Below are 25,753 nucleotides of genomic sequence, written 5' to 3'. Positions count from 1 at the left end.
CTCATTTAAATTGTTTCATAAGTTTGGTATTCTTCTTCTCCAAGCGCTAGCTTTGCTTTCATACGATCTTCTTCCCTTTGGAAGCTAATACGTAATACCCCAAGCAGTCCTTCACGCGCTTCTAATATTTGCAAGTTCGTAATACTAATTTCCTCGCGCGCTAAAATACTCGTAATATGAGCCAATGCCCCCACCTTATCTAATACATCGACGTATAAGTCGTGATAGGCAGGAATTGCCCCTCTCTTTCTTACTGGTAAAGAATCACGGTATTCTTTCGCATCTGCAAAATAGTTTTGAATCTCGCCTGCATCTCCGGTAGAAACTGTTTTATATAAATCTTCCATTTCAGAGATCCACTCTTTTAATAATACCATTAAATGCTCTCGATTTTGCTTTACAATATCACTCCACATTTTTGGACTACTAGATGCGATACGTGTAATGTCTTTGAAACCTCCAGCAGCTAGTTGATGAATGAGCGGATTATCTCCTGCATGTTTCTCAACTTGCTTTACTAAACCTGCTGCGATAAGGTGCGGAAAATGACTAACGATCCCTGTTACATAATCATGTTCTTCCGTATTTAAAACAAGAAAATGTGACCCTGTTCCTTTTAACCATACTTTAAGGTCTTCCACTTGTTTATTTGGCACGTGATTCATCGGTGTTAAAATGTAAAATGCATTTTCAAATAAATGTGCCTTTGCACTTTCAACTCCCGTTTTATGAGAACCCGCCATCGGATGTCCACCAATGAAAGAAACATCCTTTGAAAATAAAGCTTCCGCTTCGTTCATAATAGACCCTTTTGTACTACCAACATCAGTCACTATAACATCTTCTCGTAAACGGAATGACGCAAGTTTGTGTAATAGCTTCTTCGTTTCTTCAACTGGAGAAGCAAAAACAATTAAATGTGCCTCTTCACATGCACGCTGTAAATCAACTCCTATTTCATCTACTACGTGTAATTCTTTTGCACGCTCTACTTGCTCTTTAAATATATCGTACCCTGTTATCGTTACATCGTGCTCTTTCTTAATTGCTAATGCGAGAGAGCCTCCTATTAAACCTGTTCCAATTAATACTACCTTTTTACGCATTTGCCTCATCTCGAGACTTATTTTTTTTATTTTCAAAGTGTTGTTTTAACACTGAAATCACCCCTTCATTTTGCTCCCTTGTTCCAACTGTAATACGGACACCATTCGGGAACGGACGAATAATAAATCCTGCATGTGCACAAGCTTCATAAATCTCTCCAGCATTATCTACCGGTAAGAAGATGAAATTAGTTTGTGACGAATAAAATGGTATACCGTTTTCCTTACAGAAACTCTCGTATTGCTGTAATCCTTCTGTATTCATGTGAACTATTTCTTTAATAAACTCGTCATCACCAAAAGCAATCGTCGCTGCTTTTTGCGCTAATGAAGATACGTTAAATGGTAAACGTACGACATTTAATTTCTCAATTAGCTCTTCCTGTCCGATCGCATATCCAACGCGGAAAGAAGCTAATCCGTATGCTTTAGAAAACGTTCTAAGTACAAGAATGTTTTTATGTTTTTCTAAAAGCGGTAATGTCTCAGGGAAATCTTTTGCTGTTACGTATTCATAGTACGCTTCATCAATGACAATTAACGTATTTTCACTAATGCCTTCAATAAATCGAGTTAATTTTTGCTCATTCACATATGTGCCCGTCGGGTTGTTTGGATTACAAATCCATACGATTTTCGTATTATTATTTACCGCTGACGAAATTTCGTCTAAATCGTATACACCTTTATTTAAAGGAATTTCTTTCACTTCACACCCTTCAATAATCGCATGATGGCGGTACTGCGGGAATGTTGCACCTGCTGTTACAATGTTATCTCCCGCTCGTAATACGGCGCGGCTTATTATTTGAATGATTTCATCTAAACCACTACCACAAAGTACTTGTTCCATTTGCACATGCAACTTATCTGCGATTGTTTGACGGAGCGTTGTAGCACCTCCGTCAGGATATAAAGCATGTTCCAACCAAGAGTTTTGCAACTCTTCTAAAACTCTCGGTGAACAACCAAATGGATTTTCATTCGATGCTAATTTCACAAACGAATGATCTCCGTACACTTCTTTCATTTGTTCTGGTGATTTACCTGGTTTATATGGTTGTAATGATGATAGTTGATCTTTTACTTGCACGTTAAACCCACCTTTTTATTAAAATTCTTTTGCGTAGTTATTGTGTTGCATAATGTTTTGTTTTAATAATTCCATACGATCTTTTCCGAATTGTTCGACTAGTGCATCTGCAAGTTCCCATGCCACAACAGATTCAGCTACTACACCCGCTGCTGGTACTGCGCAACTATCAGATCTTTCAATACTCGCTTGGAATGCTTCTTTCGTATCAATATCAACGCTTGCTAACGGTTTGTATAAAGTAGGAATTGGCTTCATCACGCCTCTTACGATAATTGGCATACCTGTTGTCATACCGCCTTCTAAACCGCCGGCATTATTCGTTTTTCTCGTGTATCCTTTTTTTTCATCCCACAGAATTTCATCATGCACTTTGCTTCCTGGTTGTCGTGCCGCTTCAAAACCTACGCCGATTTCAGCACCTTTAAATGCATTTATACTCATAATTGCACCAGCAAGTTTTGCATCTAATTTACGATCGTAATGAACGTAACTACCAACGCCAATCGGCATACCTTCTGCAATGACTTCCACAATACCACCGATTGAATCTCCACTACTTTTTGCGTTGTCAATCGCATTCATCATTTCTTGCTCTACTTCTTTATCTAAACATCGAACTGGTGAGTTTTCAGTAATTGTTTGAATTTCTTCAATTGATAAGTTTGAAATATGTTTTGCTTTTACTCCACCAATTTCAAGAACATGTCCTGCAATTCCCACGCCTAATTCGCTTAAAATTTGTTTTGCAACTGCACCAGCAGCTACACGAACTGTCGTTTCTCTTGCAGATGACCGCTCTAATACGTTTCTTATATCACGATGACCATATTTAATTGCTCCATTTAAATCTGCATGTCCGGGACGTGGTTTTGTAATTGTACGTTTCATGTCTTTACTTTCTTTTTCCGAAATTGGCTCTGCACCCATTACTTTCGTCCAATGTTTGAAATCATCATTTTTTACAATTAACGTAATCGGTGATCCAAGTGTCATCCCGTGACGAACACCACTTACAATTTCAACTGTATCTGTTTCAATTTGCATACGTCTTCCGCGTCCATGACCTTTTTGTCTTCTTAATAATTCTTTATTAATATGTTCCGCCGTAAGTGTCAAACCTGCTGGTACACCTTCTAAAATAACTGTTAACTGCGGTCCATGTGATTCTCCAGCTGTAATGTATCTCATTTCTCTTGCCCCTTTACTATTTTTTTGTACAAAAAAGTCCCTACTGAGCGCTCAGTAGGGACGATGTTTATCGCGGTACCACCCTAGTTGTAGACTTCTTTCGTCTACCTCTCTTCTTCTTTAACGATCGTTCGACCGTCTTACCCTCCAAAAGTTGTCGGGAAAGATGCTCCAAGGCTGTAATTCATGCTTACCTTTGTACTGATTCACACCGACCATCAGCTCTCTTTAACAGTGAGATAAGCACTACTGTTTCCTCTTCAATGCATATATGATATGGAATTAAGATAATTTATTTTTGAAACCTTTTAACTCATCCATGAATCTATGGAATTCTGGAATGTCCATTTGTTGTGCAGAATCTGATAATGCAACTGCTGGATCTGGATGAACTTCAGCCATTACTGCATCTGCGCCAATTGCAAGTGCCGCTTTCGCTGTTGGTAATAATAAATCTCTGCGTCCAGTTGAATGTGTTACATCAACGATAACTGGTAAATGTGTTTCTTTCTTTAAAATTGGTACTGCAGAAATGTCTAATGTGTTACGTGTTGCTCTTTCGTATGTGCGGATACCGCGCTCACAAAGAATAATTTGATCGTTACCTTGCGCAATGATGTATTCCGCTGCGTTAATGAACTCATCAATTGTTGCTGCTAATCCACGTTTTAATAATACTGGTTTGTTAACTTTACCTACAGCTCGTAATAAATCGAAGTTTTGCATGTTACGTGCGCCAACTTGAATTACATCAACGTAGTCTAATGCCATTTCAACATCGTTCGGATTTAAAATTTCACTAATAATTGCTAAGTCAAACTCGTCTGCTACTTGACGTAAAATTTGAAGTCCTTCTACTCCTAAACCTTGGAAATCATATGGAGAAGTTCTCGGTTTGAATGCACCACCGCGCATTAATTTTAAGCCTTGGTCTTTCATCGCTTGCCCTACTTGACGAACTTGTTCTAAACTTTCTACTGCACAAGGTCCCATGATGAACGTTTGTGTTCCGTTTCCAATCAATTCACCTTTTACATCAACAATTGTATTTTCTTGTTTCTTTTTACGTGATACTAGTAACGCTTTACGGTTATCATCTTCTTGTAACTCTAAGCTTGCTTTGAAAATCGTTTTGAAAATATGTTGAACTGTTGATGTTTCGAATGGTCCTTCGTTATGCTCTGCAATCATATCAAGTACTTCACGCTCACGTACTGGATCAAAGCGTTTCGTGCCTTGTACTTGCTTTTGCTCTCCAATTTTTTGAACAATTTCACCACGTTTGTTTAAAAGGTGTAATAGTTGTAAGTTAATTTCATCTACCTGTTTACGTAATTGATCTAATTCATGATTTGCCATTTGGAAATCCTCCTCTAATGTTTTAAAAGTATAGTAAGAGAATAAAAAATTCTCTATTTTCTGAACTGACTAATTATACAAATTTATAGTGGAATCGATACCTCTTCTTATTTTAAACTAATAATTCGTACAAAGACATGAACTACTAGTTAAAAACCCACTTTTTTGTACAAAAAAGCCCTACTGATTCAATCAGTAGGGACGATATTTATCGCGGTACCACCCTAGTTGTAGACTTCTTTCGTCTACCTCTCTTCATTGTTAACGATCATCTGACCGTCTTTCCCTTCATAAAGACAATACTATCTTTACTACGAAAAAGATGCTCCAGGACTGTAATTCGCTCTTGTTTATGTACTGGTTTGCACCAACCACCAGCTCTCTGTTACAGGGAAACAACAACTACTGCTTTTCCTTTCAATGCATGACTATTTAATTTTCAAGTTGAACCACTAAAATACAAAAAGTCCCTACTGAATAAATCAGTAGGGACGATATTTATCGCGGTACCACCCTAGTTGTAGACTAACTTTCCGTCTACCTCTCTTCACTGTTAACGATCAATTGACCGCTTTTTCCTCATAAAGACAAACTATCTTTATTACGAAAAAGATGCTCCAAGACTGTAATTCATGATTATCCCTGTACTGGTTCACACCAACCACCAGCTCTCTGTTACAGTAAGACTAACCACTACTGTGATCTCTTCATTGCACTTTGTTTATTCAAATGTTTTTGAAATTGAATAAGTATGATTCGTATTATAGAACGCTTTTCAAAACACTGTCAACAACTTTTTATATATTTTTTTAAATTCCACTTTCGTCCTATAATTCTTTTTGTAAATCACCCATTACAATTCCTATGCGAATTATTTCATTTTCTAGTAAATGTAAAACATATTCCTCTACTTCATACTGAACTAATAATTCTTTTATTTGTATGATTTCTTTTTCAAATAAAACGGCTTCGTGACATGTTTGTAGTAAAATAAAAAACACATTTGCAAACATTTCTTTATGCGCTTTCATACTTTCTTTTTTATGAAGCATTTCAATCAATAACCGCTTCATTTCCTCACCTGTACATTTACCTTGTACACTTGAAAATGCACGAGACATAATACATAATCCTTTTTCTAATATTTCATCCATGTATAAAATAATACGTAAAAGCATCACATATTCTCTCGCAGTTATCTCACCCATTTTTGGTCGTTCTCGCAAAAATACACTGAGCCAAGCTGTCCAAAACTTTTGTTGTTCTTTTACACTTAATGTTTTGACGTAATAGCATAAAAACTGCATAAACTTAATTTTATTTTCTTCATTTTCTAGTATGAGTAACGGGTATAACCAATTTGTTTTTTGCTCCCAATATAGTACACATTTAATAAATACAAAGCTAAGCCACTTCAAGAAAGCTTCTCTCGTATGCGGATGTAATACTTCCAAATGTTCTATCGCATACTTAATAAATCGCTTCATTTCTGTAAATAAAGGTAAATTTATTTGCGTGTAACATAAGCCGGCCCATGCATATTCCGTAATCTCATTTTGTTTTTTTAAATCTAAGTATGGTAACAAATATTTTCGGCACCATTGTTTTTCAATATGATATAGAAATGTAATATCTGCTATTAAACGAGCAAACATAAAGTTTGTTCGTTCCGAATTAACTCTTACTTGTTCTTCAAATAAAAATAAATATTCATATACATTACGATCGTATAAATGATCATATGATAACAACTTTAATAATACAGCCGTCATTTTTCCAACTGGATGCTGAATTGATTCATTATAAAAATCTTGTTTCCCAAGCTTAAAGTCTGCATCACTCTTCATAACTTGAGGGAACACTGAAAAAGCAAATCGTTTTACAACACGTATACTATTCTCTTCTAACTCTTCTAGTCGATTACTAATTTCATATAGAAAACTACTAATTAACCAATGAAAAGCAGTATTTCTAACAAATTTCTGCAATAGCGGAATAATTTTTTGGATTTGCTCATTCGTCAATCCTCGATTATTTCGCCATTCTCTAATACAAACAAACCATACTTCATTACTTATTTCTTGCACTCCTACTAATTGGTATGCAAATGAAATACTCCACTCTGTGTTTAATTTACATGCTTTTGATAACATCTCTAAAAAATGGCGTTGTTCAAAAACACCATCTTGCGAAAATTGCTGAACTTGCTTCATAATTTCAACATCTTTCAGCTGCAATAATCCGTCAGCAGTTACATTACAAGTAATGCTTTCTGCTGTATCTTCTTTCTTTTGTACACTGTATCGTTCAGAATGAAAATGAGGATGCTTTTGCTTCATTAACTCATACCCATTTGCCGTAGATGGGCTATTCGAATCACACTTGAATAATAAGTCTAATACGAGACATGCATCAAATACCCTCTCTTCTGTAAGATGCTTTATTACAGTTCGAGTGACTTCTTCTTTTGTTTTTTCTAAACAATATGCATAATGCCTTTTTAAAAGTTGAAAAACTTCGTGTTTATAAGTGAAATCTAAAAGAAGTCCTTCATGTAACAACCATTTCATTTTGTCATCTACACGAACAAAAATATTTTTATTCATCGCATCAATTGCAATTCGCTTTTGAAGTACACTATTTGCTTCTATCATTTCTGTAATATAATAATCCGCTTTTTTTTCATTGTTTTCGCATAAATAAGTTAGACACTCTTTTACAATTCGTATTAAAAATGCAAGATCATTTTGATGAAACTCTTTCTCTACATTTTCCTTATTTCTTTTTTTCAGTGCCGTTTGTCTTAACGACAACATTCTCAATTTTTCTAATCCAATCATCATAATTGGAACAGCATAATAAGCGATATATGGCCTCATCTTTTCGTTCCAAATTTGCTCCACATGAGAAAATGTAGATACTGGTAAGCGACTCGATTCCTCGAGTTCTATTGATTCTTGCGTATCATTCCCCCATTTTCTTACACGTTTCAACTTCAGTTTTCCGTCTAAAATAAAAGTTAGTAACAATAAGGCAATTTCTTTATGCTCAGGAAAAGAACATTTTTGCAGTAACTTAGAAATCTTTTCTATAGAGCTACTATCTTTTTCAGCTGTTTCTAATAAAAGGAGTGTCCACCTTGCAAACAACAGCGGGTCCATCTTACTCTTCGTTTCGTTTAAGTAGTTACAAATTGTTCTCCATAATAACGGTGATATTTTAGAATAGTTTTTATAAATTAATTGAAATAATTCTTTCTGATGACTAAAAAGAAATTGTTCCACTAACCATTCTGCAAGTAATTCATCTACTTCATTATAGTTTAGCGTAAGCATAAACAAATTTTGTAATTTACCTTCTGCTTCTAACCATTCGACCCATTCATAATCATGAGCAAATTCCACAAAGTAACGTACTGTTTCAATTTTTTTAATCGATTGCTTTATGTATGATAATTGTTCCTGTTCTACTGACGGGGGAACCGTTACAATATCCCGAATACGCATTCTTTTCGTAATATAATTATCACCCATTAATTCAGCCCAGCGTTTTACTGCTTTTACGAGGGATTGATGATTATTCACCTTATTCGGATACACAATTGGTCTTATCCCTAAATGTTCCCAGTGGTACGTATTTTCTCCTTGTGCGACAAAAGCAAATCGTCTTGTACTTGGTGGTAAACCAGTTGCTAAATATTTCATTACTGGGTCATTATGACTATATCCAATGAATAAAACGGTGTAATTTGAGAATAGATCAACTAAAAATCTTCTCGCCCACCCTTCCGTTAAGTAAGCCCTTCCAAAATCACCATCTGTTAAAATTAAAGCCTCTTTCTCCTGTTCTACATTACCATGTATATAAGCAAGACCTTTAAAAGCTCTCCCAGTCGGTAAAGCTGGAGCGTAATAAACATTGATATCTCTATTTATTTCTTTAATTGCTGTTGTAAAATGTTGATCAAAATTTGTTGTTACAATGCGGATATCTGTATCTAAAGGAAATAGCCTTGGAATTGCATAATGCAATGGATTCGGTTTTGATTTCTCTATATGAACAAGATCTCTTGCGACTTGATGTACATCTTTTGTTTTCGCAATTTTACCAAGATAATAATCATGTGGTTCTGTTATTTCACGTTTTTCGACATATAACGTTTTTGCAATTTCATCAACTAAATCATCAAAATTCGGTAAGTTTGATTTCCCTTTCATAGAAACTCCCGCTCCAACAAATAATACTAACTTTCCTTGCTCAAGGTGATCAATTAACTCATCTGGAATTTCTACTTCTGAAGTAATCCACATCCTGGATTCCCCCTTACCTAAAAATGTCATACACTCTCATTTTACTATAACATTTTTTCATTGTTTTTATAATATTTAGACTAAATTCCGAACATGAAAAAGTTTTATGTAAATAAATCCGTTACAATGTATGAACTCCAGAATTTATTGAAAAACTATGTATAAATCGGAGGTGTAAATTTTGAATGATTTCACAGTAGTGCTTATCAAGTTTATATCGTGCATTATCGCATTTAGCATTGGGCTTGCTTTATTTTTCCCTGCAACGTTTGTTCAAATTATTTCATTCAGTCTCTTTGTTACAATCGTATCCTACATGTTCGTTGATAAAATCATTTTAAATCGAATTGGCAATACTGGTGCCATTATGTCGGATTTCTTATTAACATATTTAAGCGTATGGATTTTCGGTAATATTTTATTAGACAACTATATGCAAATTGCATGGGGCAGTATCCTTTCTGCCATCGTCTTCACTTTATCTGAAGTAATCGTTCATCGCTTCTCTAACTCTCATACAAGGCACAACAATGATAACATTCGTATTAATCGCCGCTTTGCATATGGTACAGAGTTTGCTGAAGAACAAAATATATTGGATAAAGATAAAAAAAAGTAACGTTTTAATGCAGGAGCGCCCTTTTTAATTATGTGGTGCTCCTTTTTTGTATTTTTTCATTATGGTACGTGAAATTATATAAGTGATTATTTCAAAATACCGACCTACTAACAATATTTGACGCTATTTTTTCTAATGAAAACTGCCTCTTATTTAGAGGCAGCCACTTTTAAGTCTTTTACTTCAACAACATCCGCAAACGCTCCCAATACTGCGTTATGATGTTTCACAATATCTTCAGCACGTAACACTTCTGTATTAAATGTACTATGTGCATCACTCACTAACGTTACTTTATATCCTTCACTACATGCTCTGCGCGTTGTCGTATCTACACAATACTCTGTTTGCATTCCCGAAAGAATAACGTGTTCAATTCCTTTCTCTTGTAACACTTCGCTTAAGTTTGTATTATGGAATGAATCTGGAGTCGTCTTTTCAACTATATTATCTCCTTCTTGCGGAGCGATGGCCGCATGGATTCGCCATCCATCCGTACCTTTTTCTAACGGATGGTCTTTAGGACCGTTATGTTGGATATAAATAACTGGAATATCATTTGAACGACATTCCCTAATAAGCTCTTGCAGTGTTTGTAAAAACTTTCCCCCATTATGTACTGGCATTCCAGCTGTATACATACCCGCTTGCACATCAATTTCGATTAATGCTTTTTTCATTTCACACATCCCCCTTTGTTTGTATAAGCCATTATTATTGTTTATATTCCATCATCCAACAATCTTCTAATTTCCCCTCATGCAACTCATGTTCCTTTAAAATCTTTACTTTTTTAAATCCACTTTTTTCATAACACTTTATTGCCCGTTCATTATTTACTTTCGGATCCATTGCAATTGCTTCTGCTCCCATTTCACCCATAATATATGTAATTGCTGCCTGAACGAGTTTTGTTCCAATTCCCTTTCCCCAATAGGCTGGTTCACCGATAAATTGGTCCATACCCCATACATTTTGTGATTCTTTATAGCCATATAACGCTTTCCACTCTGAATCCACTGGATACATTTGTATGTAACCAATCGGAATGGTATCAAATTCTATTAAACATCTTTTTTCATTACTGTTTGGACTATGTATAAAATAATCAAGCACCTTTTCTACAGATTGCGGATTATCTCGTCCTTCGTAATACCGCAGGACTTCTGGGTCCGTTAACCATTTAGAAATGATAGATGCATCATCTTCCATTACGTATCTAATCAATAAACCTTCTTTTTGAAAAAGCATATTATACCTCTATTATTCCTTTATATTTTTTCTTGCTGTTACATCTTTCATTGCACCTACTAATGCATATGGTAGTAATGTAATCGCAAAAAATGCTGTAAATACGTTAAATTGCGGGATTGTATAGAGTGTGAACCATTCAGTGAAAAATTGAGAATTTAATATTCTATTAAAAAACTCTCCGCCTGGCCTAAAGTTTGGTACCCACCCAGTTATTTCACACAAAATAAACAGTAACTGAACAATAAAAAATGCCCCTAGATAACGAAACCAAGTCCGTTTCCATATAGGTTGTGCATTTTTTAATATATCCCCCATCTTACCCCCTCCTTAAATATCCATCATATTGATTATACACTTTCCTCACTTTATTTGTTAAAATTTTCTATATAATTAATGCTGTTTGGGGGGAATACATTATGTCTAATCCTATATTTACATCCACTTTAATCATTCTTAGAGGAAACTCCGCAAGTGGTAAAACAACGATTGCAAAACAACTACAAGAACATTTCGGACAAGGGACACTTTTAGTATCACAGGATATTGTACGTAGAGATATGCTTAGAGTACACGACACAATGGGTAATTTATCACATGATTTACTATTTGAAATTACGAAGTACGGAAAAGGAAAATGTGAATTTGTTATTTTAGAAGGTATATTGAACAGTCATAGGTATGGTGAGATGTTAAAAGAATTAATTCGTTATTTTGATGAAAATGCATTTGCATATTACTTTGATTTATCATTAGAGGAAACTATTAGACGACATAACACAAGGGACAAACGACACGAATTTGGTGAAGATTCCCTACAAAAATGGTATAATCCGCACGATACTATTAAGGTTGCCAGAGAAACTATTTTTACAGATAACTTTACGCAAAAAGATATATTTGATGCAGTTCTTAATGATGTTGCAATCAAAAAACAAGCCTAACATAATATGTTAGGCTTGTTATGTATTTTGTATTTCAGTTTTTATAATTGAACAATCTATACATAAATAATAGTATATATTCATTTCCCCAAACTGGAAATTAACTACTGAAATAAGTCCACGTTCCTCAATATCTTGAGCAATTGTAGCAACATATTTCATCTCTTTCGCACAAGTTGGACACGCCAAATCCTTTGGAAGATCATCATATAACGGTACCCCTAATAATCTACATACATATTCAGAACCGAACAAGTCAAAAGCTTCCCAGTAACTATCTTCATCTGTAGGTATATCTTCATTTTTCATATTTATAAGCTTTACCGTTGTTTTTGGTAATAAAACTGGTAACTTATATTCCTCTTCCATTATCCATTCTTCTGTATTTTGCTGCTGTATGATTTGAACAGTTTTCCCTCCATCACTTAACTGAAAATATTGCGGTTCCCACACCATCGCGCAGTTCAAGCATGAAACGAATGGTAAAATATTTAGTTCATTACTTTTAAGTTCAGCAAGTCTCCCATCTTTTAAATCAAAACAGAGAATTAATTTTTATGTTTTGTTACAGGTTTAGTAATAAGCCATTTAAAAATCCTATTATCCTTCTACTAAAAAAATAAAAGCCAGCCTCAATAAAGAGAACTGACTTCTATTTGGATAATTATTGTTACTATAAAATTTTCACTTTAACAGTTTGTCTTCCCCAATTCATAGCTTTACTTTTTGAACCCATTAAAACATCAATACGATTACCTTTAATTGCACTTCCAGTATCACCAGCGATAGCTTCTCCATAACCTTCTACCCATACTTTAGATCCTAATGGGATTACTTTCGGGTCAACTGCGATAATTCTCATATTCGGATTTACCGTTAAATCATGCCCCATCGCAGTTAAAACGCGTCCACCATATGTACCATTTTCACTTGGATCAGCAGTATACGCTGTCGCTACTACCGTTAATTCACGTTTAGCAGACTGTATGTTGTTTTTAGATGCTTCTTTCGCTCTCTCTTCTTCTTTAGTTTTTGCTATTTCTCTTGCCTTCTCTTCTTCTTTAGCTTTTGCTATTTCTCTTGCTTTTTCTTCTTCTTTAGTTTTTGCTATTTCTCTTGCCTTCTCTTCTTCTTTAGCTTTTGCTATTTCTCTTGCTTTTTCTTCTTCTTTAGCTTTTGCTATTTCTCTTGCCTTCTCTTCTTCTTTAGCTTTTGCTATTTCTCTTGCCTTCTCTTCTTCTTTAGCTTTTGCTATTTCTCTTGCTTTTTCTTCTTCTTTAGCTTTTGCTATTTCTCTTGCTTTTTCTTCTTCTTTAGCTTTTACTATTTCTTGCGCTTTCGGTTCTTCTTTGACTTTTGCCTCTTCTTTAGGCTTTACTATTTCTTGCGCTTTCGGTTCTTCTTTGACTTTTTCCTCTTCTTTAGGCTTTACTATTTCTTGCGCTTTTACTTCTTCTTTGACTTTTGCTTCTTCTTTAGGCTTTACTATTTCTTGCACTTTCGGTTCTTCTTTAACTTTTACTTCTTCTTTGACTTTTACCTCTTCTTTAGGCTTTACTATTTCTTGCGCTTTCTCTTCTTTTTTAACTTTTACTTCTTCTTTGACTTTTACCTCTTCTTTAGGCTTTACTATTTCTTGTGCTTTCGTTGTTTCTTTCGCTTTTGCTACTTTCTGCGTCTTTACTTCTTTCTTTTCTTTAACTGATTTTTGTACTTTCGCTACTTGCTTCGTTTTCTCTTCAGTTTTCTTTTCAGTTGGTGCTGTACTTGATAGGAAAGAAACGTTTGCATAAGCAGTTTTTCCTTTATACTCAAATTGCAGCCATCCGTCTTTTACTTGATGCGTTGATTCAATTACATCATCTTTTTTTAGTCTGCCAAGAATTTCTGAATCCGTGTTTGCTTCAGTGCGTACATTTAACAAATTCGCCGTTACATGATATACATCTTTTGTAAACTCCGAACTTACAAACACTTCTTTACCATTCAACTCAATTTTTGACCAGCCATCTTCGGTATTTATGACTTTTAACTCTTGCCCATTCTTTACTTTTTCGACAACTTTTGATTCTGTAGTCGGTTTTTCACGTACGTTAAGTACATCTGCTGTTACAATTGTTTCTGCGGTAGCAGTTGTGGTAAACGCCCCCAATCCAAAAACAGTTGCTGTTGCTGCGCCAATTACTTTTTTCATATTAACCTCCATTAAATTTTTTGAATTTTATCAAATGCCTCCGTAAAATTGTATAATTTTACATAATATCAAAACATTTGCAACAGTATATTAATATTGTTTAATATACTGTTATTAAAACTCCTTACTCCAATACTATCAAATTCTCATTTCTAATTCTATATATTATAAATCTCCTTATCTTTTATAAAAGCTCCATACCCTTCTTCACACTAAATAGTTGTGGCAATTCCCGCCAAAAATAAACTTACGATTGCTAAAATTTGAGTAGCAACAATAGCCCCTCTTAAATGAAACTTATAATCTTTATATCCTTTCATACCTTCCGTACTAGGAATCACAACAAACCTTGGAGTAATCCAGCAAAAAATTAGCAAATCAATTATAAGTAAATCTACTAAATTGAAAATCATTAAAATACCAAAAGTGTGTAAATAGGCATCCATATACATTAACTTTTCATGCTTATGTAGTATATATGTAGAAACGAAAGGACTACCGAAAAGAATAGTATTATATACAATATTAAAATAAATGCTTTGCTTTTTTTCATGAATCGATTTTGGAAAAACTACTTTTTGAATATCTTTCGGATAATCAGTTAACGATAGTCGAGGATTATAATATAAGGACCCTAAAATCATTACAGATAGTACAATAGACATGATGACACCAACGTACATCATTTGCTCAAATTGATTCATATGCTGTATTCACCCTTTTCTGTAATTACTATGACGGTCATTCACTTAATTACATATTGTATGTACGTATATAATCAAAAATTAACAACTAGCTTTAATAGCGAAGCAAACAGATGTAAACGTACTAAAAGCAATTATCGATCCGAATAATATCCCTTCTCGCAAAATTTTACTAAGTGTAGGTTTTACATCGGAGAAAGTTTGTGAGATTGATGGATTACCTGGGGAAATTTTGAGCACATACATATAATTCCAAAAAGGCAGCGCTACTTATGTAGCACTGCCTTTTTCTTTATTGGAATAATCCTTTTCCTTTATTCATTTACTTATAAAGTATTGTCAGTTCTTCTTTATGTTCTGTATTTCCACATTATAAATATTTCACGTCAAGGAGAGATGACTGAAATGAATAATCAAAAAATTGAACTTACTGGTCGTATCGTTACACCTAATGATCCTGATTATAATTCAGCGCGTGAAGAATTCAATACATTCTTCAACAAATTTCCGTTAATCATTGTTTTTGCTCAAAATACGCAGGATGTAGTAAACGCTGTTCGCTGGTCAAGGCTACATAACGTTCCTATACGCATGCGCTCTGGACGTCATAATTATGAGGCATTATCCGTCAGTAATGCTGGTCTTGTAATTGATGTAAGTGAAATGAAACAATTAGAAATAGATCACAATAATGGAACTGTAACTATCGGGACTGGATGGAGAAATATTTCTTTAATTGAAACACTTGCAGCTGAAGGGTTAGTTGTGCCGAGTGGTGTTTGTCCTACTCCCGGGATTGCAGGTGTTACTTTAGGTGGCGGACATAGTATTCTCTCTCGTCCGTTTGGATTAACTCTCGATCATTTACTTGAATTAGAAATGGTAGACGCGAATGGTTGTATAATACGCGCTAACGCCAAGTGTAACTACGATCTCTATTGGGCTTCGCGCGGTGCTGGTGGTGGTAACTTTGGAATATGTACTTCGTTTAAGTTTCGAACACATAAAATTAATACGGTAGGATTTGCAGAAATAAGCTGGGGGATATCAGATTTAAAACCTGTATTAACCTCTTGGCAAGAATATACGCTACCTTGCGCTAATAAACGATTTACAACTACTCTTTTTATGTCTGCAGAATTAGAACCATCATTATTAATGCAAGGTGTATTTCTCGGTTCTGTACAAGAATTGCAGTCGCTACTACAGCCATTACTAGAAGCTGGTTCACCAATGCAAGTAACTATCGAAGAAATACCATGGGCAGAAGCAGCAGCGAAAATAGCTGAAAAGCAACCTGCAACACCTTTACCATTTAAAAGTGTTGGTCCATATGTATATGAACTATTACCAGAAGAAGGATTATCCATTATCGATCACTTTATTAATAATGCACCTCCCTTTTCCACCACCTCCGTATTTTTCCACGGATTAGGCGGTGCTGTTGCTGAGGTGCCAAATGAGGCAACTGCTTACTTTTACCGAAAAGCGCTATCAAACATGTCAATATTCGCTACTTGGAAGCAACCAGAAGGTGCCGCTGGAAGTATTCGATGGGTTGAAGACTTCCGCTTAGCGATGCTTCCATTTACAAAAGGTGTCTACGTTAATACGCCTGACCTATCCATTAAAAATTGGCCAGATGCATACTTCAGTTGCAACTTTGACCGAGTAATGGAAGTAAAAGCGAAATATGATCCGAAAAATGTTTTTAACTTTCCGCAAAGTATTCCGCTTTTTTAAACTATATATTCCACCTAATATATTAAAATATAAAACATCCATTTTTTAAATGGGTGTTTTATAAATAAAGTTTACATAATATAATTATTGGTTAATTCTTTTACTAAATATCTATTCAACAATCCAAAGTAACACTTTCTCAAACTCTTTTTTGGACAACATACTTTCGTTTATATAGCCATTCTTTTAATTGTACTTCATCCAAAGCTCCGTTCTCCTCTCATGATCCTTCACACTATATTCGCTCGTTTTTCACAAAAGGTTCATTTTACATGAAAATTTATTTATTACAATAAAAATATAAGGTATATTTTTATGAAAAGGAGGAATTCAAGAATGAATACAGAGGATAAAATTTACGCTGAAAAAGTGTTAAAAAATCTCTTTATCGGATCACAAGTTGATGGATTACAATTTGGTATTTCTTCAGGCGCTATAAAGATTCAATTTACAAACTTTCACGACTCCGTTGATTATGACGAGCAATTATATATCAATATCGAATCAAAATGGTGTTTATTTAATAAACCTCAAAAAAGATACCCATTAAATGAAGATGAATTTGAAGTTTATTCTGAGGAAGAAGAATATGAAAGAATATTTAAGATAAGAAGACAAAAAGTTACCGATATACAACTTGGCTTAGAAAGCCCTCATTTAATTATTACATTAGATAGTGGACAAATTATTTTTTTAAATGGTTTTCATGATTATTATGAATGTTGGCAAGCTGGTGTCCTATGTGAGCAATGGCTTGTAGTCGCTGCACCTGGGAATGAAATCGCCACTTGGGCTCCTGATGCGTTTATCGATAAGTAAACTGTCTTCACGAAGAAGAAACGAAGATATTTTATGAAGTACTATACTAATGAACTACATAATCATTTCTATTACACGTAAACAAAATGACCATTTTGCTTTAATAGAACTCACTTTATTAAAGTTGAAAGGATGATAATGATGGCATGTGTCCATGATTTTGGAATAATTGACGAATTTAATTCTCAAAAAAGTTACAATGATTATACACCAGAGAAATATCATTGTATTTCTGTTAATGATGATATTATCAGTAGTTTAAATCAAAATTTATCAATTATGAAAACTTACTTTCATACAGTCAAAAATCAGGAATACGGTTTAGCTTATTGTGGTATTACAATTATCCCTCCTGAATCTTTAGCAATTCTCTATGAAACAGTTACATCTTCAAAGTTCTTCAGAAAATCTGATGAGCTGAATGAGTTAGCTTCAAAAATTGTACAAGCTACAGCAGAACAGAAGTACATGATCCATTATGGGGTTTAAATGTAATTCAAAAAATGCTTAGGATTTCTCCGAAGCATTTTTTGAATGTTACTAATACATTTATTCCTTAACCATTTAGTCAATGCTTGAGCCTATGGTCCCTTCTTTTACAAGTGAGGGCGCCCCTATTAATCTAAATAAGCGTCTCATTTCCAATCTTCCAGCTAAACCATCTCCCATGCCCTTCTGTTTCTCCAACCGTTTCACGATATTCGTTTCCGTTAATATAATAATCAATATGAAGGTCACGATCCCACATGTTGTTATACAGGTGGAATACATCACGTTTTGCGCCAATTTCTTGTATTTGTTTTTCTAACTTATGTTTTACTTGTTCTTGTATTTGATTTGCGACGTGTGTATGGAAAATACAAATAACAGCTTCTTCACTTATTTGTTCAATAATAGATGATAATAGCTCTACACCGTCTCCTTCTATTAATTGGACAGATTCATTTTTCACTAAAGATGCAGCTTGATCAAACATCTCAAACCTTTCTTTATGCTCTGGCCAAATTAAAGCACGTAACCATAAATAATCTTCCTCATTATGTAAATCATTCACATGTAAGTCCAGTCCGATTCTTTCTACGACAGATGGGCTTTCTTTTAGAAAATGCGGCACATTCTCCCCTCTTATTTCAGAAGTTACATGCACATTTGAATCTATATTTCCGTACATTTCATCCGTCCCGTACGAATAACGATATTGGTCCCAGAACAGTTGCAACCCAGAACTTGTCCCAATTTCAATTAACGCTAACGGCTTCTTCACTTTGTTAAATATGTAGCAGAAACTTGGGTATAAGTATGCGCACCGTCTTACTTCATTTGTTTGAACGAGTTTCGTTTGTAACAAAGTAATGATTTCTTCTCGGTACTCTTTACAGAAATCTTTAAAATGATTAAAAGCTTTATCTAAATTTGTATCAGCATTTTCAACTAAACTACTATAATACGTTTTTAAATGATGTTCTTTCCCTGCTAGCAATAAATAATGTACTGCACCTAATAGTAAGTTTGGGACTGGTTGACCTACCTGAGCATAGGACGATAGTGTAAGTACTTCCTCATCTTCAGCAATTTTCATTGATAAATATTCATATAAATCACTTGACCCTTTACATTCCTTTATTGAAAAGTTTCGAAATAAGTTTGAAATTTGTTCTTTTGTACACATTAGAGTCCCTCCTTTTTATTTTTCAGAATAATCTTACCATTACGGAAAGAATAATCCCATAAAAAGGTACTCGATTTAGTCACTTAAGGATACGTAAGCTTTTTCGAGATAATTTCAAACTGTAATTTTTTTCTATTTACCACCTTAAAAGAGCTTGTTAAATAAGATTTTTAGCGAATAAAACGTTAAATAGTTTAAAATTATCAGATAACACTAGATATTTTAGTCTATTAATTATTATAATAGAGTATGAGATGGTTATATAATTGAGACAAAAAAGGTATACACCTAGGTGGGGCCTAGGCGGTGTTTCTCTTTTACGGCTTAGACATAGAAAACACCTACACTTTTTTGCCAATATAGGGGATGGAGAGATTATCATGAGCAACATGCAGCAAAAAACAGACGTTATCTTAATTGGTGCAGGAATTATGAGTGCAACATTAGGCTCATTACTAAAAGAATTAGCACCAGAATGGGAAATTAAAGTTTTTGAAAAACTCGCAAGTGCCGGGGAAGAAAGCTCTAACGAATGGAATAATGCAGGTACAGGGCATTCTGCGCTATGCGAACTGAACTATACTTCCGAAAAAGCTGACGGATCTATAGATATTAGTAAGGCTGTAAAAGTGAATGAGCAATTCCAGCTTTCAAGACAATTTTGGGCATATCTTGTAAAGAGCAAATTAATTCGTAATCCACAAGATTTTATTATGCCACTACCTCATATGAGTTTAGTACAAGGGGAAAAAAATGTTGAGTTTCTAAAAAACCGTTTTGAAGCGCTTTCAAAAAATCCACTGTTTCAAGGAATGGAATTTTCTGATGCTCCTGAAACATTAAAAAAATGGCTTCCACTCATTATGGAAGGTCGCACATCTAATGAACCGATGGCGGCAACGAAGATTGACTCTGGAACAGATGTTAACTTCGGTGCATTAACACGTATGTTGTTTGATTACTTAAAAACAAAAAATGTCGAGCTAAACTACAAGCATAGTGTCGAAAATATTAAGCGCACGAAAAATGGTTTGTGGGAAGTAAAAGTACACGATATGAATAGTGGTAAAATTGAGCATCATACTGCTAAATTCGTCTTTATTGGCGGCGGTGGCGGTAGCCTACCTCTACTCCAAAAGACTGGTATCCCTGAATCAAAGCATATCGGTGGCTTCCCAGTAAGTGGACTATTTATGGTATGTAAAAACCAAAAAGTTGTAGAGCAGCATCATGCGAAAGTGTACGGTAAAGCTAAAGTTGGCGCTCCGCCAATGTCTGTACCTCATCTAGATACGAGATATATAGACAATAAAAAAGCTTTACTGTTTGGACCATTCGCAGGCTTCTCACCTAAATTCTTAAAAACTGGCTCAAATCTTGACTTAATCGGTTCTGTAAAACCGAATAACGTCTTAACGATGTTAGCCGCTGGTGTAAAAGAAATGGGACTTACAAAATACTTAATTCAGCAAGTTATGTTATCACATGAAAAACGTATGGAAGAATTACGCGAATTCATTCCGAACGCGAAAGGTGAAGATTGGGATATTGTAGTTGCTGGACAACGTGTACAAGTAATTAAAGATACTGATGCTGGCGGTAAAGGAACACTTCAATTTGGTACAGAAGTAGTAAGTGCAGCTGACGGCTCAATCGCCGCATTACTAGGCGCATCACCAGGTGCTTCTACTGCTGTTCACGTCATGCTTGAAGTATTAGAAAAATGTTTCCCAAGCCGCATGGTAGAATGGGAAGAAAAAATAAAAGAAATGATTCCTTCATATGGCATTTCACTAACTGAAAATCCAAGATTGTTCCAAGATCTTCACACTTCTACTGGTCGTACACTTGGATTAAACGAAAAAGAAACTGTTCATAATTAATGCAGAAATAAAAAAACGTCCGATATATTCGGACGTTTTTTTGTCTACTAAAAATTATACTTATCAATATTATCTTTCGTAAATACAACTCGTTCTGGTAATACGATAATTCCGTTCCCTTCTGCCTCATAATCATATCCTTGAATGGAGTTTGGCTCTACTTTCACTTTTCCAATTCCTTTTACTTCGAAGCTATCCCCTACTTTTAACTTCTTCCCTTTTACAACAATTTCATTTGCTACATACGTTGCGAGAGCACCTTGTTGTTTTACATCCCATAAACCAAATTGTTGTACTGTTCCTCGTTTTACATAATCACGCATAACGTTCGGTGTAGAAAATCCAGTTACCACTACTTTTTTATCCATTTTTAAGTTTTCAGCTGCCTGCGCCATTGCTGGGAGTGCTGTTGCATCTGGACAAATAACTGCGTTAATATCTGGATACGTTTTTAATATGTTCTCCCCTACGGTTAAAGATTTTTGTGCATTATTTTCACCGTACTGCGTCGTTACAATTTCCCAGTTCGGATATTTCTTTTTAATAATTTCTTTCGCTTTCGTTACCCATTGGTTTTGATCCGTTACTGTCGGGCTAGAATAAAAGAATGCTACTTTTCCTTTATCTCCAATTTGCTTAGAAGTCATTTCTATTAATAAGTTAGCAAGTTGGTCTGGTGTTCCTTGGCTTATATAAAAAGAACGATCTTTCGGATTCACATCAGAATCCCACGTTAAGACGGTCATTCCTTTTTTCTTAGCACGTTGTAGTGATTGCGATAAACCATCAACTGATGTAGAGGAAACCATAAGTGCATCATAGTTTTGGTTAATAAAATTATTTATATACTTTACTTGCCCTGATACACTCGCTTCAGACGGCCCATCATATTTCACTTGTACGCCTAGCTTCTCTCCCATCTCCTTTGCTCCTTCACCTCCCGATGTGAAGAAACCAACTCCTGTTAATTTCGGAATAAATGCAAATTTCACATCATCAGCCTTTTTCTTATCTGCCGTTTGGCTAGAACACGCAATTAAACCGATTAAACAAATACATACAATCAATACAATCCCTAGTTTTCTCTTCATGACATTTCCCCCTTATGCAAACTCTGTCTTTTCCCCGCTAAAAATTGATGTAATTTGAAATGTCTCATAATAACTGAAAGAATAAGGATAATACCTATTACTACATTGGATTGTTCATTTGTTAAACCCGCCATTTGCAAGCCATACTGCATGAGCCCAATGAAAATACTCGCCAGTACAGTACCGATAATGCTTCCTTTTCCGCCTGTAATAAGTGTACCGCCTAAGACGACTGCTGTAATGATTGGTAATATTGTTTCGCTTCCTATATCAGCACGTGCAGAACCGAAATATGCAGTTAAGAAAGCTCCTCCTAATCCACCTCCTAACCCAGAAAGTATGTAAGCAATGATTACTACTTTCTTCGTCTTAATCCCGGTGTATTTTGCTGCATTTTCATTCGCGCCTGTTAATTGTACGTGGCGCCCATATATCGTTCGGTGAAACAAAATCGTGCATACAATTGTTAATGAAATAAGTAGCCATAATAAATTGGGTATTCCTATAAAACTACCATTTGCTAGTTGTACATAAGTATCAGGTAAACCGCTTATCCCTTCATATCCAGAAGCACCCGCCCCTCCTGAAACGACAAGCGCAATTCCTCCGTATAAAAACATCGTTCCGAGTGTAACGACTAGTGGTTCTACATCTGTCATTTTTATAATGAGTCCATTTAAAGCTCCTGCTAAGCAACTGACTATAAGTGCCATTATTACTGCTAGTAAAATATGAATTCCATTCATCCAAAACACACCAATTAAAATCGAGGTTAGCCCCATAATTGATCCTACAGATACGTCAATTCCTCCTGTTACAATAACGAAAGTCATTGGAATTGCCGCGATTGCTATGAATAGAAAATCATTTGTACTAAAAAGGAGATTACTAATATTTAAGAAATCACTATTTATTAAACTAAAAAGGATGAATTCTACAAGAAGTAATACAATTAGAACCCCTTCCCATCTATATACATACTTCATAGATTCATCCTCCTTTCTGCTTTCCACCTCTTCATGACGCTATCTAATATGATAATAAGTAAAGGTACGTTCTCCACATGATGTCACCTGCCTTTATCCAGAACATTTTTTGAGAAAATGATTATTTGTTCTACTTGTTTTGTAGCATTGTATATTCCTTTTTTCATATCTAGAACACTTTTTTCAATGTACTATTAATCGTTTCAACTGGAATAAACAAAATATGTGACACATATGTTTAAGCATTGGTCAATTGTTGAAAGGGATGAAGAGTATGTCACAGCTGAACTTTGAAGAAAATTTATTAACTAAAGTAGCCTGGTACTATTATAAAGATCAATTAACACAACAAGAGATTGCTGCACTTCTTCATATTTCAAGAAATAAAGTCGTCCGGTTATTAGATAAGGCACGCAGTGAAGGCATCGTTACATTTCACGTAAAAGGAACCGGTTTGCATTGCTTGAGCATTGAACGTGACTTAATGAAAAAGTTCCACTTAAAAGATGCTTTCATTATCCCTACTCCAATAAACAATTATGCTACTTCTCTCGGAAAAGCCGCTGCACAATATTTAGAGACTCATCTCCAACAAGGTGATTTACTCGGCATCGGCTGGGGTGAAACGATAAGTAAAATGCTAGAAAACATTCATTTTGAAAGTTCTATTAATCTTTCATTCGTAACGCTAACAGGCGGAGTAAACCACTATCTCCCAAGAAAACAAAACTATTTACACTACATGCAAGGTGATCTTCATATTATTCCTACTCCTTTTCTAGCATCTTCTACTGAAATGGCACGAAGTATTTTATCAGAACCAAGTGTGAAAGATATGCTTCATGTCGCTTCACTTGCACATACAGCAGTTGTCGGTATTGGCGGGTTATCTCAAGACGCTACAATTGTAAAAGAAGAAAAATTAACGCTACGTGAAATGACATATATTCGAAGTCAAAACGGGGCGGGCGATATTTTAGGACAGTTTTATAATACGAATGGTGAGTTATTAGAGCTCTCGCATCATAATCGTCTAATTGGCACGCCTCTCTCTATTTTGCGCAATATGAATCATGTCGTCGGTGTTGCTGGAGGTATAGAAAAGATAGATGCAATTTATGGTGCCTTAAAAGGAAAGTTTATTCATACATTAATTACCGATGAGGAAACTGCCCTCTCCTTATTACGAAAGGATGGTGATTGTTAATGTCCAATTTATTAGCTTTCGATGCTGGTACAGGAAGCATTCGAGCAGTTCTTTTTGACTTACATGGGAATCAAACTGCAGTAAGTCAAAAAGAATGGATTCACAAATCTGACCCTCGTTATCCAGGCTCTATGAACTTTGATGTAATAGAAAATTGGAAGCTAGTACAAGAATGTACGAAAGAGGTTCTTCAAAAAAGCAATACCCCTGCCTCTTCTATTCTTGCTATTAGCGCTACAAGTATGCGAGAAGGTTTTGTTTTATATGATAAACATGGGCAAGAAATATGGGCATGTGCAAATGTTGATGGCCGTGCATCCGCTGAAGTTAGTGAGCTAAAAGAAATCCGCTCACATCTTGAAAAAGATTTATACAGAAAATCTGGGCAAACTTTTTCATTGGGTGCTTTACCACGTCTACTTTGGATTAAAAAACATGAACCAGACGTCTATAGCAATATTCACTCCTTTACAATGTTAAATGATTGGATTTTGTATAAATTAAGCGGCGTACTGCAAATCGACCCTTCCAACGGTTGTACGTCCGGAATCTTTGATTTACAAAATAGGAATTGGGATAACGATGTCGCTAAAGAGTGTGGTATATCTTTACAATTTTCACCAAAAGTAAATGAAGCTGGCACTGTGATTGGTAATGTTACAAAAGAGTGTGCAGCACTAACTGGTTTACTTGAAGGGATTCCTGTCGTCGCTGGCGGCGGTGATGCTCAAATGGCATCGCTCGGAACAGGAATCGTAAAACCAAATCAAACTTTAATATGCGGCGGCAGCTTTTGGCAACAGGAAGTGAATATTACAGAGTCAACAACGGATCCAAATGCTGCAATTCGAGTAAATTGTCACGTCGTTCCGAACCTTTGGCAATATGAAACGATTGCCTTTTTCCCTGGCCTCGTTATGCGTTGGTTTCGAGACGCTTTTTGCCAAGAGGAAAAGAAACTTGCTGACAAACTCGGTGTAGATGCTTATGAATTATTAGAAGAACAAGCGAAAGACGTACCTGTCGGTTCATATGGTATTATCCCTACTTTTTCAAACGTTATGAACTACATTTCTTGGCGTCATGCCGCACCTTCATTCTTAAATTTAAGTTTAGATGCTGACAAATGCGGAAAAAAGGAAATGTTCCGTGCTATTGAAGAAAATGCCGCCTTCGTTACACTTGGAAACTTAAAACTAATTGAAAATCTTACTGGTACATTCCCTTCTGAAGTCGTTTTTGCTGGCGGTGCCGCTAAAGGAAAACTATGGCCACAAATTCTATCAGACGTACTCGGTATTCCTATAAAAGTACCCGTTGTGAAAGAAGCAGCTGCTTTAGGAACTGCAATTGCTGCTGGAGTTGGCGCTGGAATATATACATCTATGGAAGAGACTGCCGAACAATTTGTACAGTGGGAAAATACATTTGAACCAATCACTGAAAATCACGAGCTATACAAAGAATTCTATGAAACATGGAAAACCGTGTATAGCAATCAGCTCGCTTTAGCTGATAAAGGACTTACAACACATATGTGGATTGCACCTGGTGCACTGTAACTCATTTACATAAAGGAGTGAA

Annotated in this window: 21 protein-coding genes, 2 pseudogenes and 3 other annotated features; of the genes and pseudogenes, 9 read left to right on the top strand and 14 right to left on the bottom strand. The window is 35.3% G+C overall.

Annotation, left to right across the window (positions count from 1 at the left end; all coding sequences use genetic code 11):
- Window positions 1-5: 5 nt before the first annotated feature.
- The 5 genes from tyrA to B9A45_RS14835 form a co-directional block, all read right to left on the bottom strand.
- Window positions 6-1,106 carry a prephenate dehydrogenase gene (gene tyrA / locus B9A45_RS14860; RefSeq protein WP_001228131.1) on the bottom strand — a complete coding sequence of 367 codons (1,101 nt, stop codon included), beginning with the start codon at window positions 1,104-1,106 and terminating at the stop codon, window positions 6-8.
- A complete protein-coding gene (hisC, locus tag B9A45_RS14855) occupies window positions 1,099-2,199 on the bottom strand; it encodes a histidinol-phosphate transaminase (RefSeq protein WP_001197273.1) in 1,101 nt (366 codons plus the stop codon). Before hisC ends, tyrA begins: the two co-directional genes overlap by 8 nt.
- Before the next feature lie 18 nt (window positions 2,200-2,217).
- Entirely contained in the window at window positions 2,218-3,390 is a 1,173-nt protein-coding gene (gene aroC / locus B9A45_RS14850; RefSeq protein WP_001269429.1) for a chorismate synthase, read from the bottom strand.
- 53 nt (window positions 3,391-3,443) lie between these two features.
- Window positions 3,444-3,663 (bottom strand) — a binding site (T-box leader).
- Between the two features lie 9 nt (window positions 3,664-3,672).
- On the bottom strand, window positions 3,673-4,749 hold the full coding sequence (locus B9A45_RS14840) for a bifunctional 3-deoxy-7-phosphoheptulonate synthase/chorismate mutase (protein ID WP_001273575.1): 1,077 nt from the start codon (window positions 4,747-4,749) through the stop codon (window positions 3,673-3,675).
- Window positions 4,750-4,943: 194 nt separating this feature from the next.
- Window positions 4,944-5,179: a binding site (T-box leader), on the bottom strand.
- Between the two features lie 54 nt (window positions 5,180-5,233).
- Window positions 5,234-5,469 (bottom strand) — a binding site (T-box leader).
- A 107-nt stretch (window positions 5,470-5,576) separates the two neighbouring features.
- Window positions 5,577-9,059, bottom strand: coding sequence for a DUF4020 domain-containing protein (locus B9A45_RS14835; protein WP_053514294.1), 3,483 nt, complete (start codon window positions 9,057-9,059; stop codon window positions 5,577-5,579).
- Window positions 9,060-9,240: 181 nt separating this feature from the next.
- On the opposite strand from B9A45_RS14835, the gene B9A45_RS14830 reads away from it, so the two are divergent.
- Window positions 9,241-9,678, top strand: coding sequence for a YndM family protein (locus B9A45_RS14830; protein ID WP_000997702.1), 438 nt, complete (start codon window positions 9,241-9,243; stop codon window positions 9,676-9,678).
- Window positions 9,679-9,827: 149 nt separating this feature from the next.
- On the opposite strand, the gene B9A45_RS14825 is transcribed toward B9A45_RS14830, so the two are convergent.
- The 3 genes from B9A45_RS14825 to B9A45_RS14815 are packed head-to-tail and all read right to left on the bottom strand — an operon-like array spanning window position 9,828 to window position 11,247.
- On the bottom strand, window positions 9,828-10,358 hold the full coding sequence (locus tag B9A45_RS14825; RefSeq protein WP_084064200.1) for a cysteine hydrolase family protein: 531 nt from the start codon (window positions 10,356-10,358) through the stop codon (window positions 9,828-9,830).
- Window positions 10,359-10,392: 34 nt separating this feature from the next.
- Window positions 10,393-10,929 (bottom strand): GNAT family N-acetyltransferase, encoded by a 537-nt coding sequence (locus tag B9A45_RS14820; RefSeq protein ID WP_053514293.1) that lies wholly within the window; start codon window positions 10,927-10,929, stop codon window positions 10,393-10,395.
- A 12-nt stretch (window positions 10,930-10,941) separates the two neighbouring features.
- Window positions 10,942-11,247 carry a YfzA family protein gene (locus tag B9A45_RS14815; protein WP_000502342.1) on the bottom strand — a complete coding sequence of 102 codons (306 nt, stop codon included), beginning with the start codon at window positions 11,245-11,247 and terminating at the stop codon, window positions 10,942-10,944.
- A gap of 101 nt (window positions 11,248-11,348) precedes the next feature.
- On the opposite strand from B9A45_RS14815, the gene B9A45_RS14810 reads away from it, so the two are divergent.
- Window positions 11,349-11,873 carry a kinase gene (locus B9A45_RS14810; protein ID WP_016110186.1) on the top strand — a complete coding sequence of 175 codons (525 nt, stop codon included), beginning with the start codon at window positions 11,349-11,351 and terminating at the stop codon, window positions 11,871-11,873.
- A gap of 18 nt (window positions 11,874-11,891) precedes the next feature.
- Here B9A45_RS14810 and B9A45_RS31670 read toward each other — a convergent pair.
- From B9A45_RS31670 to B9A45_RS14795, 3 genes and pseudogenes are all read right to left on the bottom strand, one after another.
- Window positions 11,892-12,422: pseudogene (locus tag B9A45_RS31670) on the bottom strand (hypothetical protein); the annotation flags it as partial.
- Window positions 12,423-12,546: 124 nt separating this feature from the next.
- Window positions 12,547-14,067 carry a cell wall-binding protein EntB gene (gene entB / locus B9A45_RS14800; protein ID WP_142263062.1) on the bottom strand — a complete coding sequence of 507 codons (1,521 nt, stop codon included), beginning with the start codon at window positions 14,065-14,067 and terminating at the stop codon, window positions 12,547-12,549.
- Between the two features lie 212 nt (window positions 14,068-14,279).
- Window positions 14,280-14,771 (bottom strand): hypothetical protein, encoded by a 492-nt coding sequence (locus B9A45_RS14795; protein ID WP_001071232.1) that lies wholly within the window; start codon window positions 14,769-14,771, stop codon window positions 14,280-14,282.
- A gap of 97 nt (window positions 14,772-14,868) precedes the next feature.
- On the opposite strand from B9A45_RS14795, the pseudogene B9A45_RS14790 reads away from it, so the two are divergent.
- The 4 genes and pseudogenes from B9A45_RS14790 to B9A45_RS14775 form a co-directional block, all read left to right on the top strand.
- Window positions 14,869-15,021, top strand: a pseudogene (locus tag B9A45_RS14790) (N-acetyltransferase); the annotation flags it as partial.
- A gap of 155 nt (window positions 15,022-15,176) precedes the next feature.
- Complete coding sequence (locus B9A45_RS14785) at window positions 15,177-16,514, top strand: FAD-binding oxidoreductase (protein ID WP_053514291.1); 1,338 nt, start codon at window positions 15,177-15,179, stop codon at window positions 16,512-16,514.
- Between the two features lie 336 nt (window positions 16,515-16,850).
- Complete coding sequence (locus tag B9A45_RS14780) at window positions 16,851-17,333, top strand: hypothetical protein (protein ID WP_048567554.1); 483 nt, start codon at window positions 16,851-16,853, stop codon at window positions 17,331-17,333.
- Window positions 17,334-17,471: 138 nt separating this feature from the next.
- Complete coding sequence (locus B9A45_RS14775) at window positions 17,472-17,822, top strand: hypothetical protein (RefSeq protein ID WP_053514290.1); 351 nt, start codon at window positions 17,472-17,474, stop codon at window positions 17,820-17,822.
- Window positions 17,823-17,955: 133 nt separating this feature from the next.
- Here the strand turns inward: B9A45_RS14775 and B9A45_RS14770 are convergent, their stop codons facing one another.
- Complete coding sequence (locus B9A45_RS14770; RefSeq protein WP_000337436.1) at window positions 17,956-19,002, bottom strand: DUF2332 domain-containing protein; 1,047 nt, start codon at window positions 19,000-19,002, stop codon at window positions 17,956-17,958.
- A 380-nt stretch (window positions 19,003-19,382) separates the two neighbouring features.
- Between B9A45_RS14770 and B9A45_RS14765 the strand changes: the two genes are divergently transcribed.
- On the top strand, window positions 19,383-20,885 hold the full coding sequence (locus B9A45_RS14765; protein WP_084064198.1) for a malate:quinone oxidoreductase: 1,503 nt from the start codon (window positions 19,383-19,385) through the stop codon (window positions 20,883-20,885).
- A 47-nt stretch (window positions 20,886-20,932) separates the two neighbouring features.
- Here B9A45_RS14765 and lsrB read toward each other — a convergent pair whose 3' ends face one another.
- Both lsrB and B9A45_RS14755 read right to left on the bottom strand, forming a co-directional pair.
- Complete coding sequence (gene lsrB, locus B9A45_RS14760; RefSeq protein ID WP_084064197.1) at window positions 20,933-21,976, bottom strand: autoinducer 2 ABC transporter substrate-binding protein LsrB; 1,044 nt, start codon at window positions 21,974-21,976, stop codon at window positions 20,933-20,935.
- Entirely contained in the window at window positions 21,973-22,962 is a 990-nt protein-coding gene (locus B9A45_RS14755; protein WP_053514288.1) for an ABC transporter permease, read from the bottom strand. Before B9A45_RS14755 ends, lsrB begins: the two co-directional genes overlap by 4 nt.
- A 274-nt stretch (window positions 22,963-23,236) precedes the next feature.
- On the opposite strand from B9A45_RS14755, the gene B9A45_RS14750 reads away from it, so the two are divergent.
- Both B9A45_RS14750 and lsrK read left to right on the top strand, forming a co-directional pair.
- On the top strand, window positions 23,237-24,169 hold the full coding sequence (locus B9A45_RS14750; protein ID WP_053514286.1) for a sugar-binding transcriptional regulator: 933 nt from the start codon (window positions 23,237-23,239) through the stop codon (window positions 24,167-24,169).
- Window positions 24,169-25,731 carry an autoinducer-2 kinase gene (gene lsrK, locus B9A45_RS14745; RefSeq protein WP_142263061.1) on the top strand — a complete coding sequence of 521 codons (1,563 nt, stop codon included), beginning with the start codon at window positions 24,169-24,171 and terminating at the stop codon, window positions 25,729-25,731. Before B9A45_RS14750 ends, lsrK begins: the two co-directional genes overlap by 1 nt.
- The last annotated feature ends 22 nt before the right edge of the window (window positions 25,732-25,753 follow it).

It is taken from the genome of Bacillus sp. JKS001846, from assembly GCF_900176455.1.
GTDB lineage: Bacteria > Bacillota > Bacilli > Bacillales > Bacillaceae_G > Bacillus_A > Bacillus_A cereus.
Note: the sequence above shows the minus strand (reverse complement) of the source record. Positions and strands in the feature narration are given on the sequence as shown.

Bases quoted from the DNA above. Each gene is read 5' to 3' on its own strand.
- tyrA (WP_001228131.1), bottom strand. From the start codon at position 1,106: ATGCGTAAAAAGGTAGTATTAATTGGAACAGGTTTAATAGGAGGCTCT.
- aroC (WP_001269429.1), bottom strand. From the start codon at position 3,390: ATGAGATACATTACAGCTGGAGAATCACATGGACCGCAGTTAACAGTT.
- B9A45_RS14840 (WP_001273575.1), bottom strand. From the start codon at position 4,749: ATGGCAAATCATGAATTAGATCAATTACGTAAACAGGTAGATGAAATT.
- B9A45_RS14835 (WP_053514294.1), bottom strand. From the start codon at position 9,059: ATGTGGATTACTTCAGAAGTAGAAATTCCAGATGAGTTAATTGATCAC.
- B9A45_RS14825 (WP_084064200.1), bottom strand. From the start codon at position 10,358: ATGAAAAAAGCATTAATCGAAATTGATGTGCAAGCGGGTATGTATACA.
- B9A45_RS14820 (WP_053514293.1), bottom strand. From the start codon at position 10,929: ATGCTTTTTCAAAAAGAAGGTTTATTGATTAGATACGTAATGGAAGAT.
- B9A45_RS14815 (WP_000502342.1), bottom strand. From the start codon at position 11,247: ATGGGGGATATATTAAAAAATGCACAACCTATATGGAAACGGACTTGG.
- B9A45_RS14810 (WP_016110186.1), top strand. From the start codon at position 11,349: ATGTCTAATCCTATATTTACATCCACTTTAATCATTCTTAGAGGAAAC.
- entB (WP_142263062.1), bottom strand. From the start codon at position 14,067: ATGAAAAAAGTAATTGGCGCAGCAACAGCAACTGTTTTTGGATTGGGG.
- B9A45_RS14795 (WP_001071232.1), bottom strand. From the start codon at position 14,771: ATGAATCAATTTGAGCAAATGATGTACGTTGGTGTCATCATGTCTATT.
- B9A45_RS14785 (WP_053514291.1), top strand. From the start codon at position 15,177: ATGAATAATCAAAAAATTGAACTTACTGGTCGTATCGTTACACCTAAT.
- B9A45_RS14780 (WP_048567554.1), top strand. From the start codon at position 16,851: ATGAATACAGAGGATAAAATTTACGCTGAAAAAGTGTTAAAAAATCTC.
- B9A45_RS14775 (WP_053514290.1), top strand. From the start codon at position 17,472: ATGATGGCATGTGTCCATGATTTTGGAATAATTGACGAATTTAATTCT.
- B9A45_RS14770 (WP_000337436.1), bottom strand. From the start codon at position 19,002: ATGTGTACAAAAGAACAAATTTCAAACTTATTTCGAAACTTTTCAATA.
- B9A45_RS14765 (WP_084064198.1), top strand. From the start codon at position 19,383: ATGAGCAACATGCAGCAAAAAACAGACGTTATCTTAATTGGTGCAGGA.
- lsrB (WP_084064197.1), bottom strand. From the start codon at position 21,976: ATGAAGAGAAAACTAGGGATTGTATTGATTGTATGTATTTGTTTAATC.
- B9A45_RS14755 (WP_053514288.1), bottom strand. From the start codon at position 22,962: ATGAAGTATGTATATAGATGGGAAGGGGTTCTAATTGTATTACTTCTT.
- B9A45_RS14750 (WP_053514286.1), top strand. From the start codon at position 23,237: ATGTCACAGCTGAACTTTGAAGAAAATTTATTAACTAAAGTAGCCTGG.
- lsrK (WP_142263061.1), top strand. From the start codon at position 24,169: ATGTCCAATTTATTAGCTTTCGATGCTGGTACAGGAAGCATTCGAGCA.